At 40.2% G+C, this 21,968-nt stretch carries 20 protein-coding genes and 1 pseudogene; 12 read left to right on the top strand and 9 right to left on the bottom strand.

Annotated elements, in window-relative coordinates:
- Window positions 1-62: 62 nt before the first annotated feature.
- Genes FLK20_RS04620 through FLK20_RS04605 form a run of 4 tightly spaced genes read right to left on the bottom strand, consistent with a single transcriptional unit; the run spans window position 63 to window position 4,318 of the window.
- Window positions 63-1,232 carry a 2-methylaconitate cis-trans isomerase PrpF family protein gene (locus tag FLK20_RS04620; protein ID WP_152655389.1) on the bottom strand — a complete coding sequence of 390 codons (1,170 nt, stop codon included), beginning with the start codon at window positions 1,230-1,232 and terminating at the stop codon, window positions 63-65.
- A 17-nt stretch (window positions 1,233-1,249) separates the two neighbouring features.
- Window positions 1,250-1,693: a tripartite tricarboxylate transporter TctB family protein gene (locus tag FLK20_RS04615; RefSeq protein WP_194165518.1), complete on the bottom strand. Its 444-nt coding sequence runs from the start codon at window positions 1,691-1,693 to the stop codon at window positions 1,250-1,252.
- 1 nt (window position 1,694) lies between these two features.
- A complete protein-coding gene (locus FLK20_RS04610) occupies window positions 1,695-3,179 on the bottom strand; it encodes a tripartite tricarboxylate transporter permease (protein ID WP_152655387.1) in 1,485 nt (494 codons plus the stop codon).
- 14 nt (window positions 3,180-3,193) lie between these two features.
- Window positions 3,194-4,318, bottom strand: a complete 1,125-nt coding sequence (locus FLK20_RS04605; protein ID WP_370453160.1) for a hypothetical protein — start codon at window positions 4,316-4,318, stop codon at window positions 3,194-3,196.
- Between the two features lie 148 nt (window positions 4,319-4,466).
- Here FLK20_RS04605 and FLK20_RS04600 point away from each other — a divergent pair, with 148 nt between their 5' ends.
- From FLK20_RS04600 to FLK20_RS04590, 3 genes and pseudogenes are all read left to right on the top strand, one after another.
- Window positions 4,467-5,333: a LysR family transcriptional regulator gene (locus tag FLK20_RS04600; protein ID WP_152655385.1), complete on the top strand. Its 867-nt coding sequence runs from the start codon at window positions 4,467-4,469 to the stop codon at window positions 5,331-5,333.
- Window positions 5,334-5,545: 212 nt separating this feature from the next.
- Window positions 5,546-7,051, top strand: coding sequence for an FAD-dependent tricarballylate dehydrogenase TcuA (gene tcuA, locus FLK20_RS04595; RefSeq protein ID WP_152655384.1), 1,506 nt, complete (start codon window positions 5,546-5,548; stop codon window positions 7,049-7,051).
- A gap of 42 nt (window positions 7,052-7,093) precedes the next feature.
- Window positions 7,094-7,339 (top strand): annotated as a pseudogene (locus tag FLK20_RS04590) (3-hydroxyacyl-CoA dehydrogenase family protein); the annotation flags it as partial.
- A 40-nt stretch (window positions 7,340-7,379) separates the two neighbouring features.
- Here the strand turns inward: FLK20_RS04590 and FLK20_RS04585 are convergent.
- On the bottom strand, window positions 7,380-8,105 hold the full coding sequence (locus FLK20_RS04585; protein ID WP_152655382.1) for a DUF3784 domain-containing protein: 726 nt from the start codon (window positions 8,103-8,105) through the stop codon (window positions 7,380-7,382).
- Window positions 8,106-8,293: 188 nt separating this feature from the next.
- Here FLK20_RS04585 and FLK20_RS04580 point away from each other — a divergent pair, with 188 nt between their 5' ends.
- Both FLK20_RS04580 and crcB read left to right on the top strand, forming a co-directional pair.
- Entirely contained in the window at window positions 8,294-8,665 is a 372-nt protein-coding gene (locus FLK20_RS04580) for a fluoride efflux transporter FluC (protein WP_152655381.1), read from the top strand.
- A 53-nt stretch (window positions 8,666-8,718) separates the two neighbouring features.
- A complete protein-coding gene (gene crcB, locus FLK20_RS04575; protein ID WP_152655380.1) occupies window positions 8,719-9,084 on the top strand; it encodes a fluoride efflux transporter CrcB in 366 nt (121 codons plus the stop codon).
- Between the two features lie 198 nt (window positions 9,085-9,282).
- Here the strand turns inward: crcB and FLK20_RS04570 are convergent, their stop codons facing one another.
- From FLK20_RS04570 to ppx, 4 genes are all read right to left on the bottom strand, one after another.
- On the bottom strand, window positions 9,283-10,677 hold the full coding sequence (locus FLK20_RS04570) for an L-cystine transporter (protein ID WP_152655379.1): 1,395 nt from the start codon (window positions 10,675-10,677) through the stop codon (window positions 9,283-9,285).
- A 487-nt stretch (window positions 10,678-11,164) separates the two neighbouring features.
- A complete protein-coding gene (gene menC / locus FLK20_RS04565) occupies window positions 11,165-12,271 on the bottom strand; it encodes an o-succinylbenzoate synthase (protein WP_152655378.1) in 1,107 nt (368 codons plus the stop codon).
- 187 nt (window positions 12,272-12,458) lie between these two features.
- Window positions 12,459-14,531: an RNA degradosome polyphosphate kinase gene (locus FLK20_RS04560; protein WP_152655377.1), complete on the bottom strand. Its 2,073-nt coding sequence runs from the start codon at window positions 14,529-14,531 to the stop codon at window positions 12,459-12,461.
- 145 nt (window positions 14,532-14,676) lie between these two features.
- Window positions 14,677-16,206, bottom strand: a complete 1,530-nt coding sequence (gene ppx, locus FLK20_RS04555; protein ID WP_152655376.1) for an exopolyphosphatase — start codon at window positions 16,204-16,206, stop codon at window positions 14,677-14,679.
- Window positions 16,207-16,377: 171 nt separating this feature from the next.
- Between ppx and FLK20_RS04550 the strand changes: the two genes are divergently transcribed.
- The 7 genes from FLK20_RS04550 to FLK20_RS04520 all read left to right on the top strand — a co-directional run bounded on the left by FLK20_RS04550 (window position 16,378) and on the right by FLK20_RS04520 (window position 21,965).
- Window positions 16,378-16,656, top strand: coding sequence for a hypothetical protein (locus FLK20_RS04550; RefSeq protein ID WP_152655375.1), 279 nt, complete (start codon window positions 16,378-16,380; stop codon window positions 16,654-16,656).
- Between the two features lie 160 nt (window positions 16,657-16,816).
- Window positions 16,817-17,821 carry a LacI family DNA-binding transcriptional regulator gene (locus FLK20_RS04545; protein WP_152655374.1) on the top strand — a complete coding sequence of 335 codons (1,005 nt, stop codon included), beginning with the start codon at window positions 16,817-16,819 and terminating at the stop codon, window positions 17,819-17,821.
- A gap of 18 nt (window positions 17,822-17,839) precedes the next feature.
- Window positions 17,840-18,397 (top strand): 6-phospho-3-hexuloisomerase, encoded by a 558-nt coding sequence (gene hxlB, locus FLK20_RS04540; protein ID WP_152655373.1) that lies wholly within the window; start codon window positions 17,840-17,842, stop codon window positions 18,395-18,397.
- A gap of 11 nt (window positions 18,398-18,408) precedes the next feature.
- On the top strand, window positions 18,409-19,041 hold the full coding sequence (locus FLK20_RS04535; RefSeq protein ID WP_152655372.1) for a bifunctional 4-hydroxy-2-oxoglutarate aldolase/2-dehydro-3-deoxy-phosphogluconate aldolase: 633 nt from the start codon (window positions 18,409-18,411) through the stop codon (window positions 19,039-19,041).
- A gap of 108 nt (window positions 19,042-19,149) precedes the next feature.
- Window positions 19,150-20,181, top strand: coding sequence for a TRAP transporter substrate-binding protein (locus tag FLK20_RS04530; RefSeq protein ID WP_370453159.1), 1,032 nt, complete (start codon window positions 19,150-19,152; stop codon window positions 20,179-20,181).
- 12 nt (window positions 20,182-20,193) lie between these two features.
- Complete coding sequence (locus FLK20_RS04525) at window positions 20,194-20,679, top strand: TRAP transporter small permease (RefSeq protein ID WP_152655370.1); 486 nt, start codon at window positions 20,194-20,196, stop codon at window positions 20,677-20,679.
- Window positions 20,679-21,965, top strand: a complete 1,287-nt coding sequence (locus FLK20_RS04520) for a TRAP transporter large permease (RefSeq protein ID WP_152655369.1) — start codon at window positions 20,679-20,681, stop codon at window positions 21,963-21,965. The genes FLK20_RS04525 and FLK20_RS04520 overlap by 1 nt, the downstream gene beginning before the upstream one ends.
- Window positions 21,966-21,968 lie beyond the last annotated feature (3 nt).

Genomic DNA, 21,968 nt, shown 5'->3' with positions numbered 1-21,968 from the left:
AACTGCGTTTCATTTGAATAATAAGAAAGGACCGGGAAAACTCTGCCCAGTCCTTTTCTTATCTATACACCAAACGCTGATTCAATCCCATTCCAATATAATTCTTTTGGTACATAGCTATAACCTTCCATCAGACGACGGGACGTCCTTGCGACAGCAGTTTTTTCGAATTGAACATCATTATCTGTATCCTTGCAGCTGATGGAAAATTCCATCGAACCGGAGGGGTGACCAATGATGATTTCATCTCGGCCAGGATAAGCAGAGCAATCGTGAACGACAGTACCCTGCAATCTTGCAGCAGCGGCCGTGCAGAGTCCACCTGTAACAGGAAATGTCTTATGCATTTTCTGCATGGACATCGCCCGGGCTGTCAAATGAACCGATGTAGCATCTACTGTCTCGCCGTGCATAGTTGAATATGTCTGAGAAGGAGAAACCATGATAATTTTAGGGCTGGAAGGTGTCACTTTTGTGGCATCCTCCGTATTAGCAACAAAACCAATTTTTTGTGCAGCATGTGAACGTATATTTTCAAGTGTCCAAAGATGTTTTTCAGTGAGCTGTGCAGAAAGCTCGGTTCCTGTCAGACCTAATTGATTTGCCTGGACAAATACTACTGGTGCTGCCAAATCAACTATACTAACATCAAAGTTGCCCGCATCTGTAATCAGCGTTTCCTTCCTTTGTCGGGTGGGAAAAAGCCTCCCGGTTTTTGCGCCGGAAGCATTTTTAAAATCTAAAATAATTTTTGCTCCTTTTCCAGGTACGCCATCAATGGTGTAATCTCCTGTAGATATTGATTTTCCTGCTTCGACAGGAACGGCAGCCTCGATAATTGTATTCGTATTTGTATTAAATATCCGAACCTTTGTGCAGGGTGTTTGTACGGGGACAAGTCCTTCATCAATTGCAAAAGGCCCAACGCCGCTTAATATATTTCCGCAATTTGAATGGTAGTCAATTTTCCCTGTGCCGATGCCAACTTGACCAAAAGTAAAATCAATATCGGCATCAGGTCTGGCTGATACGCTTACGATTGCTAATTTACTTGTCAACGAGTCAGCTCCTCCTAAACCATCAATCTGCCTTTCATCTGTCCCGCCATAGATGGAAAGAATCACTTTATCTCTGGTCTCTGGGTCGGCAGGCAGGTCATTTTTTAAAATGAAGACACCTTTGCTTGTTCCTCCGCGAATGATCGCGGAACGTATTTTTTCATAATCTCTCATAAATTTTCCTCCTTCACTTAAAGCCCAAGCAGGTTTGTCGGCCAATATATATCAAGAGCTGAACTTAACAGAGAAACAGCGATGAGAACACAGATAACGGAAATTCCTGCCGAAACAAACTTCATTTTTGATTCGAAAATCAGAAATAAAATTAAGAAAATTGCTGTTGCTGCCATTAGTCCGCCAATATAAATAAGTAATAAGTAACCTAAAATCCATCCGATATATTTAAGAGGCTGCCATAATGGGATTTTTATTTCGTTTCCCTCTCTTTTCTTTTGCTTATAGATGATTAATAGCTGATTGAGAAGATAAATAAAGGTTAAAATAGAGCCGGCGATAGAAATATAGAGCGGAAAAAACTGCCCCAATTTACTAAATGTCAATGCCTCTATCCAAGCAAGTGTAAATAATATAAATAGGAAACCACTGAAAATGAGATTAAGATAATCCTTGTTCAATTTAAACCCCTCCCGTGTTCTCATAATCTTTGCTAAATCGTTTCATGATGGTTCCGCCTGTCAGGAGGACGATAATAACACATGCCAATACAATAACGATTGGATTGGTAATCCACTCCCATCCATATCTTTCAATGGAAATCCAATAGTATCTTTCGGCAGGCAGTGCAAGTACAAAACCAATAAGTAATGGCGGGCGGGGCCAGTCCAAAATAGTCATGACATATCCAAGCAGCCCGATAATAACAAAAACGATCAAGTCCCCCCAGGACATTGTGCTCTGATATGCACCGACTACCAGTAAAATCAGCAGAAATGGAACAATTTTTTCTCCGGGAACCAAACTGATTTTAGAGATAGGCCGTACTAAAATCATACATAGCAATGCTCCGAAAACATTGGCGAATACGAGCGTCCATACAATAGACAGGGTTACGGAAAGATCAGCTGACAACATTTTTGGTCCGGCTTCCAGGCCCATTAATGTTAAGCCGCCGAGTAATATGGCGGTAGTTCCGCTTCCGGGAATACCAAATAGTAAAGTTGGAACTAAAGATCCTCCTTCTTTGGCGTTGTTGGCACTTTCTGGTGCAATCACTCCCCGAATATCTCCTTTACCGAAATAATTATCTTTCACTGTTTTTTGTCCAGCGCCATAAGCAATCCAATCGACAACACTCCCACCCAGCCCCGGAATAAATCCAATTAACACCCCAATCACGGCACTGCGAAATACTAAAAATTTGTTTCTTAGCGCATCCATGACGCCCTTGAGAATTCCGGACTGCAGCTTTGCATGGCTGGAAACACTTCCTTTGTCTGTCAACATGGTAATAATAATCGGGAAAGCAAAGATAGCCATAGCTACTACTGGTAATGAAACCCCTTGTGTTAAATATAGTGTGTCAAAAGTATATCTATACTCGGGAACCGCTGGAGCACTCCCGACAGCACCGATCAGTAATCCGAGAATCCCGGAGATAATGCCTTTTAGTGGCGATTTACCCGCTAATAATCCTGCCATGCTGAGTCCCAGCATGGTTAACATAAATAATTCGGGCGAACTAAAAGAAGTTATCAATGGTCTGGCAAAAGGAATCGTTAAATAAAGAGCAATTCCGCCAATGACGCCGCCAACCATAGAACAGAAAAAGGCTGCTCCCATTGCACGGGAGGCTTCTCCTTTTTTGGATAGCGGAAACCCGTCCATGATCGTGGCTTGAGAACCGGATGTTCCGGGTATGCCTAATAGGATAGAAGGGAAGGTATCTCCGGTATGAATTACTGCAATCATCCCAATCAGAAGCGCCATGCCAACATATGGCTCGAGTCCAAAAACGAAGGGCAGCATTAATGACATACCTACTGTCCCGCTTAATCCGGGCAGTAAGCCGACAACAACTCCGATACAAATTCCTAAGAACATATAGATTAGTCTCGAGGGATCTAATACTATAAATAAAGCTTCCACTGCACTTTCAATCATAAAATTTCCTCCCTCTAGAGCTTTTTAATATCAATGTCAAAATGATGCTGTAAATAGTCAATAATCCATTTCTTAGTTTCAGGTGAAATCGAGAAGGATTGCTCGATATATTTGTTTAATTCATCGCCAATGTACGTGTCGTATCCTTCTAAGATTTCTTCAGAGTCAGCTGAGAAATTAGAATCTTTAATCAGTTTTTCCATGCCATTTCTCAGTAATTCCTTCGAATTTTCGGGTGCATCATCATGCACCCAAATAACTTTATTTAAGGTGTAGGAAGCAGCGACTGTTTGTTTATAAGCATCCCATGCTGCTCCACTTGGCTCTTCTCCATAGATATCCATATAAATTTCTTCAATGGTAGGAAGGTCGGGAAATTGCGGGTCACGGATAAGATCTCCATTTTCATCGATTTGTCCTAAGCTGTACAAAGGTACAGCCCTGCCTTCTTCAACAAGGTCTTCTACGCTGCTTTTGTAAGCAGATGTTGTTTGAAAATCAATGTTACTCTCCCCCTGCTCAAATGCAACACGCGATGGACCTCGTCCCTCGTAACCCAGTACCGCTTTCACATCCATTTCTAAAACCTCAAAAGATAGCAATGTTACCAGATCCAGCCCGGTAGGTGATATCCCTGCATAAAATAGTTCATTTTCTAAGGAGAGAAAGTTTTCCATTCCTTCTGCTGCCAGTTCCGCTTTGGTATAGACAACCCCGCCAGACGGAACACCAATTAATGGAGTGAAATTATCCAGGTTATAGTCCACAGAGGATTGCTCAAGCATAAATGGTACATGTGATGAAGCACTGGATGTAAGGATATTAAGTCCATTTGAAGGACGAGAATTGGCATATTCATTTGTTCCGGTAATACTTGCGCCTCCAGGAATATTTTCAACCTGAACTCTTGGTTCCCCTTCTATATGCTTGGAAAAATAAGGAGTCATAAACCTGGCAAACACGTCTGTACCGCCTCCTGCTTGAAAAGGAACAATAAAGGAGATTGTCTCTCCATGATAAGAGTGGCCTTCTTTATTTCCTTGATCAGTTCCTGTAGCTTCTAAGGTGTTACAGCCTAAAAGAAAAAAGCATGTAAAGATCAGTACGAAATAAACATAAAATGTTTTCAAAAGATTCATCCCTTTCCAACTATTGATTATTTACATAGTAAACGCTTCCAAGAGATAAGTAAAATAATGATATTTTATTTATCTTCATAAAAAAACTTGATAATCGAAAGCGTTTTCTTTCATAATAGGGTTAAATCAAATGATGAGGAGGAGCACCATGGATCAGAAAGATTGGGTATTATTGAAAACGCTTTATGAGGAAAGGAATATGACTCGTACTGCTGCAAAGCTCTACGTATCCCAGCCATCTTTAAGCTATCGCTTGAAAAATTTAGAAGCGGATTTAGGGGTAGCCTTATTCTTTAAAACAAACAAAGGTATCGAATTTACTTCGGAAGGGGAGTATTTAGTCCAATATTCCATCGAAATGCTTAAACAATTTCAATTTATGAAGGATACAATGAGCAATATGGAAGAAGATGTATCGGGTACATTAAGAATCGGAGTTTCCAGTAATTTTGCGCAATATCTCCTTCCAAGAATGTTAAAAGACTTCTCTAAAAACTATCCCAATGTCCGGTTTAATGTCCAGACTGGCTGGAGTACCCAGGTTATTGAATTCTTGAATAACTCAAGTGTTCATGTAGGGATTTTACGAAATATCCGGGAGTGGCACGGAGAAAAAATCTTAATAAAAAAAGAGCCGCTTTACTTGATTTCTAAGAAAAAAGTAAAAATGGAACATTTACCGGAGTATCGCTTAATTAACTATAATACAGACAGCTCATTGAAAGAGAGCATAACAACCTGGTGGGCAGATCAGTTTGCGGAGCCTGCTAATATCGAAATGGAAGTAGATCGGCTTGAAACTTGTAAGGAAATGGTGAAAAATGATTTTGGTTTTGCCATTGTACCGGGAATTTGTCTGGAGAAAGAGGATGATTTGTATCAGCAGGCAATTTATCTTAAAGACGGCACACCTGTTATCAGAGAAACCTGGCTTGTGTTTAATCCATCATTTGAAAAATTGACTGTAGTGAATCAGTTTGTAAACTACATGAAAAAATGGAAGGAGAATGATTAAATTTATTTACTCTGAATGTATTCGGAGTAAGCCTGGAGTTAGCAATTCAAGAGGAATAAGTATGATAAAAGGAAAATGGAGGATAAGTAATTTTTGAATCCCTTTTATAAATAATATTTATCATATGTGCTAAAAAAACAGTATTTTATTTATATGTGATCAACAGCTATACTCAAAGTAGAAAAAGAAAATACAGCAAGGGAGGATATAGGATGGGAAATCAAAGCAAGACATTTGATTTAATCGTAGTTGGTGCTGGCAATGCGGCACTTTGTTCTGCGATTGCAGCAAAGGAGAACGGTGCGGATGTACTTGTCTTAGAGCGTGGATCAAAACAGAAAAGAGGTGGGAATTCCTTTTTTACAGATGGAGCAATGCGTTTTGCTTATCAAAATAAGAATGCGTTGAAGCCTATTTTACCGCAATTATCATCGGAAGATTTTGAGAAAATTGATATGCCGGAGTATCAGGCGTCAGATTATCTTCAGGATATGATGAAAGTAACGGAAGGAAAGAGTGCCCCTGAATTAGCTGAACAGCTTGTTGAAAAATCCTACGAGACAATTCAATGGATGCAGAAGCAGGGAGTAAAATTTGAGCTGAACGAGAACCAGTCATTTCTTAAAGATAGGGTACAGCAATTTTGGGGAGGTCTGCCAGTTAAGACACAGGGTAAAGGCATTGGGCTTGTTGAAGCGTTATTTAATAAGCTGGCATCTCTGGGTGTAGATATTCGTTATCATACAAGAGCCGTTCAAATAGAAATGACAAACAATAAAGTAAGCGGTATCATTGTCGAAGAACAAGGAGAAATAAAAGTAATTCCGACGAAATCGATTGTGCTGGCATGCGGTGGTTTTGAAGCAAATAAAGAGAAGCGGATCAAATATCTTGGAGAAGAATGGGGGGGAGCAATCGTACGGGGAAGTGAATTTAATACCGGCGATGGTCTGGATATGGCTGTCGAAGCGGGAGCACAGCCTTATGGTGACTGGTCAAGCTGTCATGCACATACAACAGATTTTCAAGCCCCGGAGGTCGGAGATTATAAGAAACCTGGAGATATTTACAAAAAATCCTCTTATCCACTTGGTTTGATTGTCAATATGAGAGGGGAACGTTTTGTTGATGAGGGGGCCGACTTCAGAAATTATACGTATGCAAAATACGGAAAAGAAACATTAAAACAGCCAGAGCAAAAGGCATTCCAATTATTTGATGAACGGGTTCGTCCTTTATTACGGACAGAATATAATTTAGAAGAGGCAACTTGTCTCCAGGCTGATTCGATAGAAGCGCTCGTTGAAAAAATGGGTGTTGACAGGAAGCGTTTTTTAGAGACGATCAGTCAGTATAATGAGGCCGTTCAAGAAGGGGAATATAATCCGTCTGTAAAAGATGGAAAGGGAACATCTGGGATAGTACCGCCAAAAAGTAATTGGGCACTCCCTTTTGACCGGGCTCCATTCTATGCGTATCCAGTAACCTGCGGAATAACCTTTACATTTGGGGGAATACAGGCTAATAAAAATAGTGAAGTATTGGATAAGAACCAAGCCCCTATACCAGGATTATTTGCGGCAGGAGAAATGATTGGCGGACTATTTTACAGAAACTATCCAGGTGGTTCCGGATTAATGTCCGGAGCCGTCTTTGGAAGAACAGCCGGTGAATCTGCTGCCAAATATATTCATCAAATTTCTGAAAAAATGTATTAAATGATTCGGTTAATCAAATCATAAAATGAAACTTCATTTGGCGATAAAACATGGATGGTAGCTACAGGCGCTCCTAAAGGTCCGTTTGCTACGCTAGATGTTATTGGTATCCGCACACCATATAACTTATCTGTTGCAAAGGCAGAAGCTGGCGATAAAAAAGCTGAAAAAGTAGCAACGTTTTTAAAAGAAGCTTACTTAGATAAAGGAAAATTTGGTATTGAATCTGGTGAAGGCTTTTACAAATATCCTGATCCGGCATTTGAAGATCCGGATTTCTTGAAATAAGTTAAATAACGAAAAAAGCTGTCCAACGTGGGCAGCTTTTTTAATCATGTGTATTTGGCTGATAGGCTTGCAGCAGCTGATCGTAGGATGCTGTAGTCTTACCAGGCTCATCTTCATTCATAATGACAAAGCTATCCTGCGTACGAATAACGATAAATGGAGCTTCATCCGAACGAAGAAATAGTTTTCCTGCTCCTAACTCCTCCATACGATAATTGCCGATCCGTTTTCCAAACAAGGAAATGCCATTTGTGCGAAGCGTAATTTCAGGAAGTTCATCATACAGGGAGATATCCTCAATATTAGAGAACGCCCATTCTTCTCCATACAATCCAGTTATCTTAAAGGAATCCTCGTTTATTTCCAATGTATTTGGCATAAAGGGGAGGGCAAAAACGACAATGACTAACATTAGAGAAAGTATCAGGGCGGTTTTGTTTATCTTTTGTGATTTCCTTTTCCCTTTTTTCGTTATTAAAAAGGATTCGACAAATAAAACAATCAGCATAACAACATAAGATCCCTCAATCGCATAAGGGACATGCAGGAGCTGCAGCAGAAATCCGATTGTTAAAATAATGGCTATATGCAGCAGCATCTTTCCGACAGCACGCGGGTAGCCTGCTTTCATCATCCTTTGCTGTTCCTCAGGTGTGCTTGTATGGAATCCGCTGACTAAATAATAGTTTTTACGAATTAAAACGAGGTAGCTGAAAAAGAAAAAGATAAGGATTAAAAAGGTTTGAATTGCGTATAAATATCCCATCAGGTGAGCCTCCCATAATTTATCTGCATTATACTACGAGGAAAAGGATTGAAAAGTTTCAACGGTATGAGCCGAAATAAACGGTTTTATGATAAATGGGAATGGTTTATTCAAAAATACTTGCTTTCTCTGCGGGTTAGGATTAAATTGTGATATAAATGGTGTATGTGTAAAGGTCAGGTGGTTAGATGAATTATTTGCTTGTGATGATGGGAGCCTTTTTGGGAGCGATGACCCGATATGAAATCAGTCTATGGTTTGGCGGGCAGTTATTTCCTATGGATACAGTAACGGTAAATGTGACAGGCTGTTTCTTTTTAGGATTTTTACTCACATTGGTTTCACTTTCCAAAAGGGATCGGCAAGTATGGGCATTAACTTTTGGCACTGGTTTTCTTGGGGCTTTTACGACGTTTTCCACCTTTGCATTGGATGTGCTGCTTCTTGATCTGCCAATGGCTCTTCTTTATATTGGAATAAGCATGGCTCTGGGAATTGCTTTTGCAGGGTTAGGTGTCTGGATAGCTGGAGCTGTTTATTCACGCTTAAGGAAAACCTGAACAACCTCTTTTAGGAGCAAGGCAGAAAGAGCGTATAAAGGAGTGTTATTTTTGTGGTTTTTGTAGGGATCGGCGGTGCAGTCGGCGCATTATTACGTTATATCATCAGTGAATATATGAAGTCATTAAAGACGGAAAAAGGGACCGTTTTTCCAATTGCAACCTGGCTGGTTAATATATCCGGCTCATTTCTGCTTGGGGTTTTATATGGACTTGATTTGCCTTTACAGCTTTGGCTTCTTTTAGGAGTGGGCTTTTGTGGCGGATACACCACATTTTCTACTTTTGGAAAGGAAGTGATTGACTTGCTGATAGATAATCAGTGGCTAGCGGCTTTCAGGTATGTCATCACATCTTCTCTGTTGAGTATTACAGCGGCATGGACCGGGATAACAATGGTTTCTTTTTTTCTTAACTAATTATCTATATAAAGTGAATTTAAGATTTAAACCTGCCGCACCAACGGTTTTCATAGGGGAGTATTCTTAGGCCCCGGTAAAACGCTTCGTTTGTACATGGAGCATTATATAATGTTGGTCCAGGCAGATTAGATTAATCGTAAAAAACAAGCAGCTATCCCTATTTCCTGGAGATAGCTGCTTATCTTTTGACAAAGTTTAGATGCCTGTATTTTCAACAACGGCATTTTTATTATTAAATTTCTTCTCATCCAAATTACCAAGCACCTTGGAAGTGACCGTACCCGAAACCATGCTGCCGTTGACATTAACAGCAGTACGACCCATATCAATAAGCGGCTCAACGGTAATAAGCAGCCCGGCAAGAGCGATTGGCAGCCCCATAGAAGATAAGACGATAATCGCTGCAAAGGTTGCTCCGCCGCCGACACCGGCAACACCGAATGAGCTGATTGCTGTAATTAATACAAGCTGTATAATAAAGTCAATAGACAGTGGATCGATTCCGACAGTTGGTGCAATCATAACAGCAAGCATGGCAGGATAAATACCTGCACAGGCATTTTGCCCCATTGTAGCACCAAATGATGCTGACATATTGGCCGCTCCATCATCAACACCTAATGCATTTTTCTGAGCAGTGATGTTTAGTGGAATCGTACCTGCACTGGATCGTGATGTAAAGGCGAATCCCAGTACCGGAAAGACTTTTTTCATAAAAGTAATCGGGTTTAATCGAAATCCGCTGATAATTAACATATGGATTAGAACCATGACAATCATCGCTGCGTAAGATGCTATGACAAATTTCCCGAGCTGGACAATACCAGCAAAGTTTGTTGTCGCAACCATATTCGTCATTAGTGCTAATACGCCAAATGGCGTTAAGCGTAAAATTAATGTGACAAGGCGCATGACAATGGCAAATACAGCGTTAACCATTTTCGTAAACCGCTCTGCCTGCTCCGGCTGTTTCCTGCTCACCCCGAGAGTGGCTATCCCGACGAGAACAGAGAAAATAACGACCGCAATAACGGAGGTGGAACGTTCTCCTGTCATATCCAAGAAGATATTATTTGGAATAAAGTTAATAATCCGCTGCGGTGTAGTTTGTTCTGCCATCGATTCAAAGCTTTCCTCCATCGAAGCCCCGCGTTCTGCCTCTGCCTGACCTGCTTCGATTTGTTCAGCATTTAAATCAAAGACGAGGGAAGTGGCAATCCCGAGCGTTGCGGCAACAAGTGTTGTTGAAATAAGTACACCAATGACCCAGCCGGCCATTTTTCCAAGCTGTTTTGTTTCATTTAAATTGATAATGGCACGAATAATGGATACCATCACGAGCGGAACAACGATTAGCATTAAGAAGCGAATATATCCACTGCCGACAATACTGTACCAGTCCAGCGTTCCTGTAAGAATCGCTGATCCCTCTCCATAAATCATCTGGAAAAGAGCTCCTAAAACAATTCCAAGCCCCATCCCTGTAAATACGCGTTTGGCAAATGACACATGTTTTTTCTGCATATAGATTAATAAACCAATTAATGCAAGTAACACAATAATATTTATTACTATAAACCAATTATCCATTTGGTGTGAGCCTCCTTATAAAATGTTTCTTATAAATCCAATGAAAATAATACGGATTAAACTATACATTGATTCTGTTATGATTTCAAGAGAGTTGCTTGAGATGTTTTGCTTATTTTTTAATCATATGCAGATAGTAGGGTATTGGCTATTCCTTCCGCCGGATTACAGTCCACTAAAGCATGCTAGTAAATAACGTATTATATATATTATGTACTATCTTTGAAATAACATTTAAGAGGATGTTCAAAAAGTCACCGAATGATAAGCGGCGAATCTCTGCGTTGACGGGATTTTTCCGATACTCACGTATTTAAAAGCATACGCTCCGTTCGTAAAAATCCCGTCGCCTTGATCTTCTTGCTTCTAATTCGGCACCTTTTTGAATACGCATTTTAAGTAAGAACAAGAAAAAGAAGAGCTGTTTAGATTGTTTGTCCTTTTTAAAAAGGGAAACATCTTTTTAACTCTTCTCTTATGGATTTTATTATTTAAAAGTTTTTTTCTCGACAGTATATCTTGCTAATTTCTCACGGTTGACTTCATATCCGATTCCAGGAGAAGCTGGGACCTGTACGATGCCATCTTTGACATATACTTCAGGGTCGATAATATCCTCATCCCAATAGCGTGAGGAAGCAGCAGTATCTCCAGGCAGTGTAAATGCAGAAAGCGAGGTAATTGCAATATTATGTGCACGTCCTACACCGGATTCAAGCATACCGCCGCACCACATGGGGATATTCGCTTCTTTACATAGCTCATGAATTCGTTTCATTGTAGTGATTCCACCGACACGTCCAACCTTCATATTGATAATCTTCCCGCTGCCGATTTGGATTGCCTGCCGTGCATCCTCATAGGAATGAATGCTTTCATCCAGGCAAATTGGCGTTTTAATATGCTTTTGCAGCTCGGCATGATCAATTAAATCTCCAGCTGTTAACGGCTGCTCAATCATCATAAGATTGTATGGATCCAGTTTTTTCAATGTTTCTATATCGTCCAATGTATAGGCCGAGTTAGCATCGACCATCAGTGGGATGTCCGGGAAATGCTCACGGATTTCTTTGACAACCTCCACGTCTTTTCCAGGCTTAATTTTAACTTTAATCCGCTTATAGCCCTCCTCTGTTTTCTCTTTAATGTTGTTAAGAAGCCGTTCCATATTATCTTCAATCCCGAGGCTGACACCGACTTCAATTTCCGTTCTGCATCCGCCGATAGCCTGCGCGAGAGAGATACCCTGCTGTTTTGCATGAATATCCCAGGCAGCTGCATCTATAGCTGCTTTTGCTATGTTATTGCGTTTGAACGGCTTGAATAAATCAGTCAGCTCATCCGGATGGCTGATTTCACGGCCGAGGGTAAGTGGAATTAAATATTCTTCCAGCATGACCCAGGCAGCTTTTGTAAATTCCTCAATATAAAGAGGGGATTCCGAAGTAACACATTCTCCCCAGCCAATCGTGCCATCTTCATCTTTCGCTTCTAAAATGATAAATTCACGGTCCTGTTCTGTTCCAAAGCTTGTCGTGAACGGATTTTTCATTCGCATATTCATCAAATGCATTGTTATTTCTGTAATTTTCATAAGAAGGACTCCTTTTGTTGTTCATTGCTAGTTATTTTATCATAATTATGATTCAAATAGCCTGCCTTTTCAAATTAATTATTCTTGCAAAATGTCTGGATCCATCTAATAATATTCCTATATAAATGAAAACATCAAAACCTCAACATGCTGCCGAAAGCAGATGTTGAGGTTTTGATGATATATTTTAAGAAAAAACGTTCATTGCCTGTTCAAATAACCTTAATTGACTATTTAATGCAGTATCAGATTGTACATGAGAATACGTACCATCATTTGCCTGCTGTCTTGCTTTTTTAGAATCACGGAGCATGAGATTAAGGATATCGTAAATACGCTCCTTTATCCGGTTTTCATAGACTGGAAACATAAGCTCCACGCGTTTAATCATATTGCGGGTCATTAAATCTGCAGAGGATAAGAAAATATTTACTTCACCATTATGATGGAAAAGATAAATACGGCTATGCTCTAAAAACCGGCCGACAATGCTGAGTACTCGAATATTCTCGCTTACATTTGGAATACCGGGACGCAGGCAGCAGATACCACGCACAATTAAATCAATTTGAACACCGGCCTGGGAGGCTTCATAAAGCTTTTTGATTAATGGCTTATCTGTTAAAGAGTTCATTTTAGCAATAATTCGCCCATTGTTGTATTGTTTATGGAACGTAATTTCCCGGTCGATGTATTCGATTAAATCATTACGAATATCGAATGGAGCCATGGATAGATGATGAAAATCAGGTTTCTCTGTATAACCGCTTAAATAATTAAAGAAGTTTGTCGCATCTATGCCGTATTTTCTTTTCGTTGTTAAATAAGACATGTCTGTATAAAATTTAGCGGTCTGATCATTATAATTACCAGTTCCCAGATGAACAACACGTTCAATCCGGTTATCATGCTTCCGGACAATCAATGTGATCTTACTATGTGTTTTTAAAGAGATCATTCCATAGATCACATGACAGCCGGCAATTTCTAACTGCTTGGCCCATTCTACATTATTTGCTTCATCAAATCGTGCTTTTAACTCTACTAAGACCGTTACTTGTTTTCCATTTTCCGCTGCGCGCTTTAAACTGGCAATAATCGGTGAATCGCCACTGACACGATAGAGCGTCTGCTTAATCGCCAGCACTTCCGGATCATCGGCAGCTTCACGCATCAAATCGACAATTGGCTCAAACGACTCATAAGGATGATGCAGAAAGAGATCTCTTTTCCGGACTGCCTGAAAGACCGTCTCATCCTCATGAATATCCTGTGCCGGCTGCGGGATGAATGTTTCATAAATAAGATGCTCAAAGTCATGCTTTACTTGGCTGTAGAAATCATTTAAACAAGTTAAATCCAGCGGTCCATCCACAATGTACAGATCCTTTTCATGAATTTCCAGCTCGTGAAGCAAAAAGGACGTGATTGTAGCGTCCTGCTCTATGGTGTTCATTTCCAAACGGACAGCTGCTCCAAATTTTCGCTTTTTTAACTCTTTTTCAATTTCCTTTAATAGGTCATGTGCGCTATCTTCGTGAATAGTCATGTCTGCATTTCTGGTAATCCGAAAAGTGCTTGATGAAATCACCCGATATCCTTTAAAGAGTTTATAAATAAAATAGCGGATAACATCTTCTAATAGCACATAATGATGTTTTTCACCAATCTGGATAAACCGGTCTAATAAGGCAGGAACCTGGACAATTGCCGTTTTTTTATGATGCTGCTCTTGTTCATACTCATCCTCTAACTGAACAGCAAGATTTAACGATTTATTTAGCAGCATCGGAAAAGCGCGGTAGGCATCAATGGCCATCGGTGTAAGAATCGGATAGATTTGCTCATCAAAATATTGCTCCAGTTCATACAATGCTTCTGCTGATAAATTGGCCATTTGAAAAAGATGGATATCCTGCGCTTTTAATTCGTTTTGTACTTGTTTAAATAAGCTATACTGCTGCTCCACTAAGTCGTGATTAAAGGTTGCAATAGCAGAGAGCTGCTGCTTTGGCGTCAGATTTGATTTGTCATCCGGACGGTTAAAGCCCGCTTTTACCTGATCTTTTAATCCAGCTACCCGTACCATAAAGAATTCATCCAGGTTTGATGAAAAAATAGATAAAAACCGCAGCCTTTCAAGCAGGGGATTGCTTACATCAGCTGCTTCTTCTAATACACGCTTATTAAATGAGAGCCAGCTCAGCTCCCTGTTATTATAGGAGGCAGATGAGTTGGCATTTTTTATTTGTTTGTCCATGTCACACCATCCCTTTTAAAGTCCTATATATATCATAATCCTTTTCTTCATAAAGTATGTTAAAGAGGTGTAAAGTTTGTGTGAACAATCTGTTTTAGCAGGATGAGTTTTTTAATAAGCACCTTCTGTCGAGTTTATCTTCTTATTATCGCAAAGTAATAAATTCCAGCTCTAACTCTTTTCCAATCGCTTTTTCGAGATGCTTTTTCTGCTTCTCTGCCTGATATTCTTCCGGCATGGCATTTGCATTTGTGTATATACGGATAATAGCCTTCTTTTTCTTTAAGTGAAAATCTATCTTCTCCACAATTTGTCTTTTAGTAGCATCCAGACAGTAAGTGAATTTCAATAATGCTCCAAGGTCTAAAAGCTTCTGGCGCTCTTCCTTTAAGAACCATGATTTATATGGCTGGATAAATTGCTTAAAGACCGTTTTGTTTTTATAAGAAGCAACGAGTGCAAGCTTCAAACGCTCCCGATGCTCCAAGCCGTCGATCGTACGGTTGGCAAGAAGGTAGAAGGTATGCTGCGAACTTGATTCAGAATCAATATATTCTCCAAGGTTAAATAAAAAGCTCGACATTTTAAGCAGCTTCCGGTCCTGCCTGTCTAAACGGATCAGTCCATTATCCTTGCAAAAATCAAATAATTGCTCCGTTAAATTTTGGACATGCCTAATATGCTCCCGATTTAAGTCATAGTCATTGACGAGCTCCCGGATGCTTTCCTCCAAAACATGTGGAAAGAGTGAAGAATCAGACTCTTTCGCTAAATGTTCATATAGCACGCCATCCCGGAGTCCTTTCCGGCTTAAAACAAAGCTTTCCGCTTGAACTGTCTGATAGAGGCAGTGAAAAACTTCAATTGCTGGAATAATAATATCTGCCCGATCTTTAGACAGGCCGTCCACTTTTGTCAGCTTATCTGGCTTTATCGAGGTTAAATAATGACTTACCTCCATAATATCCTTTTGAAACATTTGATACTCATGCAGACCTGCCAGAGGATAAGACTTCAAATTTTGATGAACCTGTGCCAGATTTCGCGCACTTCCTCCAATGGCTATCAATTTTACTTCCTTATTCTCGAGCCAGGGAAGTGTTGCGAATTGTTCCTTTAGATATTGGCGCAGCTTGGTGAGTTCTTCTGTTGTTGGAACAGTTCTGGCGAAAAAATCTTTTAAGGTAAGTGCACCGAAAGGGAAGCTATGTGATTCCTTCAGTTCACGCCCCTTGAAATAGGTAACCTCCGTACTTCCTCCACCAATATCTACGGTAATTCCTTCCGTTAATGAAGTTGAGTGGATAACGGCTAAGTAACCATAGTATGCCTCTTCTTCTTCACTTAAAATGCGGATGTTTAAGCCCGTTTTTTCTACAATTTGCGTTTCGATTTCCTGTTTATTTTCTGCTTGCCGAATAGCGGCTGTGGCAGCGCAGATAGTGTCTTGCAGTGTATAGGTAGCTAAAACTTCCTGAAAGCTTTTTAATGTATCAATCAACCGGTCAATTCCTGCCTGGTTTAAGGTATTATCCTCTTCTAAGAAGGTCCGGAGCCTGGAGGAGGCTTTTACGTTTTCTATTTCTTTCAGCCGGTTCCCCTTTGTTTTTTCATAAATTACCAAACGGATTGTGTTGGAGCCAATATCAATAATGGCATAGTTTTGCTTCTTCATTTCTTTCGCCTCCTGTTTTCGTCTTATCTTTTTCTTTTAGTTTATCATATTTTTTTAAGAAAGAAGTTGTAAAGCTGACAGCATGTATGGTAATAGAACGGGCTTGATTAGCAATTTTTTGGGTCGCTGCATATCTTAATAGGGAGTAATGGAGAGAGGGGTATTAAAAGTATGAATGAAATAAATGTCCATTCCGGAAATCAGCAAAGTATGTTTCCTCATGCATATTATCAGGATGTCGGATATAACAATCATATATATAACCAGGAAGTAAGACGGCCATATCACCACGGTCCCTTTTATGGAAACCCTGTTTTTGGATTTGGCGTACCGTTTTTAGGAGGATTGGCAGCAGGATTATTACTGGATGGTATAGGTGGACCGCCGCCATTTTATCCATACCCTCCTTATTATCCATATCCGCCGTATGGCTTTTATCCTTATGGCTAAAAATGTGAACGAATAGGATTATAGAAAGGGTAAGCAATTTGGTTGCTTGCCTTTTAGTATGGAAAAAAAAGACTTGTTAAACGCTTTCTTTTCATTTATACTACTACTAAACCGATTTACTAAATCGATTTATCAAACAAAATTGATATAGGTGAAGCAGATGAAAAGAATAACGATGGCAGATGTGGCTGAATATGCGGGAGTCTCGAAAAGTACTATATCTCAATATTTAAATGGCCGCTTTGACTATATGAGTGAAGAGACACGTGTGAAGATAGCCCAAGCTGTAAAAGACTTAAACTATCGCCCGAATATGGTAGCCCGAAGCTTAAAGCAAAAATCTTCCACAACGATAGGAGTGATTGTAGCAAATATTCTTCATGTATTTTCAACACAAGTAATCCGGGCAATTGAGGACTTCTGCCACCAAAAAGGATTTCATGTGATTGTGTGCAATGCAGATGATCAGCCGGAGAAGGAAAAAAAATATATTGAAATGCTGAAAGCAAAGCAGGTGGATGGGATTATTGCTTTTCCTACTGGCGACAATGTGGACCTTTATCAGCAGCTCCTGGACGAGGGATATCCTTTAGTATTTATGGATCGAATTGTAAAAGAATTGAAGGTAGATACGATCATTTTGGATAATCAGGAAGCAGCGAGACTGGCTGCTGAAGCTTTAATACAAGGAGACTATCAGCACATTGCGATGGTGAGTCCGCCTTTAATTGAACAGGTAACACCCAGAGTGGAACGTGTAAATGCTTTTCAGGAATTTGTTCAGCAGACAGATGCAGAGGCTCCCAGGGTTTCTTTGATCGCCGGCAGGATTCATACGATATACGAAAAGCTGGATGCATTTTTTCAAAATGAAGCGCACCCGGATGCTATTTTTGCTATTAATGACCGTGTACTGCATGAGGTGCTGTCTTTTTTTAGCAGGAACAATATACGGATACCGGATGATGTGGCGGTTATTAACGTCGATGATGTATCGTTCGCAGATTTTTATAATCCTCCGCTTACAACCATTTCTCAGCCTGCTTTCGAAATGGGGAAAAAAGCAGCAGAAATCTTATTTGCAAATATGTTAAAAGGAAAAACGGACAAGCATGCGGAAATATTGCGGTTCAAACCAATTTTAGTAAGAAGAAAATCATGTTAAAAGGTGGGGAGAAGTAAGATGAAAGAAATATTAAATACAGTAGCTGGAGAAATGCAGGAGGTACTGTCACAGGTTAATGAAAATCAAACGGTAGAACTGGCAGAGAAAATACAAACAGCAAACCGGATATTTATTGCAGGAACAGGGAGATCCGGATTGGCGGGCAAGATGTTTGCTATGCGGTTAATGCACAGCGGTTATCAGGTGTACGTAGTTGGAGAGACGATTACCCCGAGTCTTGAATCAGATGATTTGTTACTATTAATCTCGGGATCTGGAGGAACTGCTTCTCTTTTAAATTATGCCAAAAAAGCAAAAGACATTGGAGCGTCTGTTGCACTGGTTACAACCAATCCCCAATCTGCTATTGGTGCATTCAGCAGTCAGCTTGTCCGGATTCCAGCCGCTACGAAAAAGCGGTTAGAAACGGAACCTGCAACCATCCAGCCGCTTGGAAGTCAATTTGATCAATCTGCACATTTGGTTTTAGACAGTATTGTTGTGTACTTACTGCGGACATATCCGGGAAATCGTAATGAGGAAAGCTTGAACCAAAAACATACTAATTTAGAATAGGAGACTTTGACATGACAATTATTGAAGGTATCAAGAAAGAAAAAGTAGTAGCAGTTATTCGAAAATCTAATGAGGAAAATATTATAGGAATTCTGGAAGCTTTGGCAGAGGGCGGGATTCATCATGTTGAAATTACAGCAGAAACACCAAATGTCAATGCGATTATCGAAAAAGCAGTAGCAAATGTAGATGAATCGATTAAGGTAGGTGCTGGTACTGTACTGGACCCGGAAACAGCACGTTCTGTTATTTTAGCCGGAGCTGCATTTGTTGTTGCACCGACATGGAACTTAGAAACATTACAGCTTTGTCAGCGCTATGGTATAGAGCATATCCCAGGTGTTTTAACGCCTACTGAAATAACAACGGCGTATGAGCATGGTGCCCGCATGGTAAAGGTATTCCCCGCTGATGCAGTCGGTCCAAAGTATATAAAAAATATCCGCGGTCCACTTCCACATGTAACAGCAATGGTGACAGGCGGGATTACCAGGGATAACTTGAGAGAATATCTGGATAATGGCAGTGCTGCTGTTGGATTAGGCAGTAATCTGGTTGATGCTTCTAAGTTAAAAACAGAAGCAGACTATCAAGCACTGACAGCACGTGCAAAGGAATTTATTGAATTGGCAAAGGGAGAATAGAAACAGGATTAATATAAGGAATGAGCGTCAGTAGTGATTCTTCCCGGCGCTTGTTCCTGAAAAAAGAATGTGTCTCATTTTTTAGATATGAAAAAGGAGGTTCTTACTATGAGAATGAATAAATGCGTATTCATTTTCAGCATATTTGTTTGTGCTTGTCTCCTCTTGACAGCCTGCGGGAATGATGAGCTGGAAGTTGAGGATGATGGAACGTTGAAAATTATTGCCGCACACAACCAAACGTCGCCAGATAACCCTTATCAAGCCGGGCTCTTAACATTTAAAGAAGTCGTAGAAGAAGAATCAGATGGTAAGATAGAGGTAGAGGTTCATGCCGGGACGATTGGAACAGAGGAATCAGAGCTTGTAGAAAAGCTTCAGCTTGGGGCAGCTGATGTTGTCGTTGTTTCCCCCGGTTTTATGACACAGACAGGCATTCGGGAGGTTGATTTGTTTTCTGCTCCATACTTATTTACAGATTATGAGCATTGGCTAAGAACTGTGGATGGAGAAGTGGGAGAAGAGATGGCACAAATTATCAATGAAAAATCAGATAATTCTTTTAGACTTCTAGGCTATTGGTCTGCGGGAACAAGGCATTATTATGGGAAAAGACCAGTTGAAACAATAGAGGATATGCGGGGATTATCATTCCGGACACAGACATCCGGAGTCGTATCGGATTTCTGGACAAACGTTGGTGCCATTCCGTCTGGTATTTCATGGGGAGAGCTGTATCAAGGGTTGCAGCAGGATGTTGTAGATTCTTCTGAAAACGCATACCCATTCTTTGTGCAGCAATCGCATCATACGACCCCAAACGGAAAATTTATCAGTGAGACGGCTCATGATTTTACAACACGTTTTCTTTTAATCAATGGAGAGAGGTTTGATAATTTAAATGAAGAGCAGCAGCAAATCATTTTAGATGCTGCCGAGGCCTCTGTAGAAGCAGAACGTGAAGTGACGTTAGAACAGGATGAGGAATATAAGCAGCAGGCATTGGACGATGGAGCTGAAGTCAATGAAGTAGACCGGGAGCCATTTATTGAAGCGGCACAGCCTATTTTAGATGAATTTGCAGAAGAGATTGAAGTAGAAGCTATGCTTGAGAAAATCCGCACGCTGGCAGAGGAGTAAGGGGGAGATGACATGCAAAAATTAGTGCAGGCGTTGGAGAAAGCTCAAATTGTTATTGGAGTTCTTTTTCTATGTGTTTTCTTTTGCGTCATTGTTTTACAAATTGTGACGAGACACCTAGGCGTATCTGTTATCTGGACAGAGGAAGCAGCAAATTATTCCTTTATTTGGGCAGTGTTTATGGGAGCGGCGATTATGGTGAATCGCCGGGAGCATTTTAATTTTGATTTCCTGCAGCAGAAGCTTCAAGGAAAAAAACGACTTTATTTAAGTTTGTTTAATGACAGCGTTTTAATTATTTTTAATGTATGTATCTTTTTGCTGGGCTTACAGATTGTCAGTGAATTTTGGAATTACACGTGGTCCACGCTTCCAGATATGAAGATGGGCTATGTCTGGATTGCAATACCGATTATGGCAGGTACGATGCTGATTTATACACTGTCACATATGGTGCAGCACGTGCAGCAGCTAAAAGCAAGGGAGGTGCATGAATAATGGGATTCCTGCTTGTAGGTTTATTTTTAGTCTTAATGCTTATTGGGGTACCAATCGCTTTTGTTATCGGAATTATTGCTTTAATTGGTATTTTTGGTATTCCTTATACACCGGAAGCAACAGTAGCTATGAAAATGGTAAATGGTCTCGATTCCTTTGTTCTATTAGCAGTTCCATTATTTATTCTGGCAGCGAATTTGATGAATTCCGGGAAGGTTTCCGAAAAACTGATTGATTTCGCATTAGCAATTGTCGGACCAATTCGCGGTGGTTTGGCGCATGCGAACATTCTCGTTTCGATGATGTTTGCAGGTGTGTCCGGAGCAGCTCAGGCTGATACAGCTGGTGTAGGAAAAATCCTTATTCCCAGTATGCTGCGCAAAGGCTATGATAAAGAAACATCCGTTGGTGTTACAGCAGCTTCTTCCACAGTTGGTGTAGTGATTCCACCGAGTATTCCAATGATTATTTTTGCGGGACTGACAAATGCTTCTATTGGAGCGTTGTTTCTAGGTGGTATTATTCCCGGAATTTTAATTGGTTTGGGGATGATGGTTTTAATCTATGTACTAGCAGTGAAAAAGAATTATCCAAGGGATAAACGTGTAGAAATGAAAAGGCTGTTTCGATTATTTCTGGATGCGTTTCCGGCGTTATTAACACCTGTCATTATTATTGGCGGTATTATCACTGGATTTTTCACAGCGACAGAGGCTGCGGCGGTAGCATCCATATATACAGCAATTGTTTGTATGTTTTATTATAAAACATTAAAAGTAAAGGATTTTCCTAAAATTTTATTTGATACGCTGGCACTCAGTTCTTTATCTTTATTTGCGCTTGCAGCGGCCAGTGCGCTTGGAGAGCTGATGAGCTATTATCAGCTGGGAGCAGCAGCACAGGAGTTCTTTGATAATAATATTGGTTCACGCTGGTTATTTATTCTGATTGTTATTGCTTTCTTCTTATTTGTCGGGACATTTATGGATGCGATTCCAGCGATGATTTTATTTGTACCGATTATTTTACCGACGGCTTTAGAATTTGGAATGGATCCAGTACATTTAGGATTAATCGTAGTAATTACACTTGCTATCGGGCTGATTACACCACCGTATGGACTCTGTCTATTACTGGCAGCGAAGATAGGGGGAATGTCAATAGAACGATCCTTCGTGGCTGTCATTCCATACATTGCAATTATTCTAATTGTTCTCTTGTTCGTCGCTTTCTTCCCGAATATTGCTTTTTATATTCCAGAATTAATCAATCCAAGTCTGTTTTAATCG

The sequence above is a fragment of the Oceanobacillus sp. CFH 90083 genome (assembly GCF_009389585.1).
Lineage (GTDB): Bacteria > Bacillota > Bacilli > Bacillales > Amphibacillaceae > Oceanobacillus.
The sequence above is the reverse complement of the archived record's forward strand: the minus strand, read 5'-3'. Positions and strand labels throughout refer to the sequence as shown.

Excerpts from the sequence above, each read along its gene's own strand:
- FLK20_RS04620 (WP_152655389.1), bottom strand. The coding sequence starts at position 1,232 with ATGAGAGATTATGAAAAAATACGTTCCGCGATCATTCGCGGAGGAACA.
- FLK20_RS04610 (WP_152655387.1), bottom strand. The coding sequence starts at position 3,179 with ATGATTGAAAGTGCAGTGGAAGCTTTATTTATAGTATTAGATCCCTCG.
- FLK20_RS04605 (WP_370453160.1), bottom strand. The coding sequence starts at position 4,318 with ATGAATCTTTTGAAAACATTTTATGTTTATTTCGTACTGATCTTTACA.
- FLK20_RS04600 (WP_152655385.1), top strand. The coding sequence starts at position 4,467 with ATGGATCAGAAAGATTGGGTATTATTGAAAACGCTTTATGAGGAAAGG.
- tcuA (WP_152655384.1), top strand. The coding sequence starts at position 5,546 with ATGGGAAATCAAAGCAAGACATTTGATTTAATCGTAGTTGGTGCTGGC.
- FLK20_RS04585 (WP_152655382.1), bottom strand. The coding sequence starts at position 8,105 with ATGGGATATTTATACGCAATTCAAACCTTTTTAATCCTTATCTTTTTC.
- FLK20_RS04580 (WP_152655381.1), top strand. The coding sequence starts at position 8,294 with ATGAATTATTTGCTTGTGATGATGGGAGCCTTTTTGGGAGCGATGACC.
- FLK20_RS04570 (WP_152655379.1), bottom strand. The coding sequence starts at position 10,677 with ATGGATAATTGGTTTATAGTAATAAATATTATTGTGTTACTTGCATTA.
- menC (WP_152655378.1), bottom strand. The coding sequence starts at position 12,271 with ATGAAAATTACAGAAATAACAATGCATTTGATGAATATGCGAATGAAA.
- FLK20_RS04560 (WP_152655377.1), bottom strand. The coding sequence starts at position 14,531 with ATGGACAAACAAATAAAAAATGCCAACTCATCTGCCTCCTATAATAAC.
- ppx (WP_152655376.1), bottom strand. The coding sequence starts at position 16,206 with ATGAAGAAGCAAAACTATGCCATTATTGATATTGGCTCCAACACAATC.
- FLK20_RS04550 (WP_152655375.1), top strand. The coding sequence starts at position 16,378 with ATGAATGAAATAAATGTCCATTCCGGAAATCAGCAAAGTATGTTTCCT.
- FLK20_RS04545 (WP_152655374.1), top strand. The coding sequence starts at position 16,817 with ATGAAAAGAATAACGATGGCAGATGTGGCTGAATATGCGGGAGTCTCG.
- hxlB (WP_152655373.1), top strand. The coding sequence starts at position 17,840 with ATGAAAGAAATATTAAATACAGTAGCTGGAGAAATGCAGGAGGTACTG.
- FLK20_RS04535 (WP_152655372.1), top strand. The coding sequence starts at position 18,409 with ATGACAATTATTGAAGGTATCAAGAAAGAAAAAGTAGTAGCAGTTATT.
- FLK20_RS04530 (WP_370453159.1), top strand. The coding sequence starts at position 19,150 with ATGAGAATGAATAAATGCGTATTCATTTTCAGCATATTTGTTTGTGCT.
- FLK20_RS04525 (WP_152655370.1), top strand. The coding sequence starts at position 20,194 with ATGCAAAAATTAGTGCAGGCGTTGGAGAAAGCTCAAATTGTTATTGGA.
- FLK20_RS04520 (WP_152655369.1), top strand. The coding sequence starts at position 20,679 with ATGGGATTCCTGCTTGTAGGTTTATTTTTAGTCTTAATGCTTATTGGG.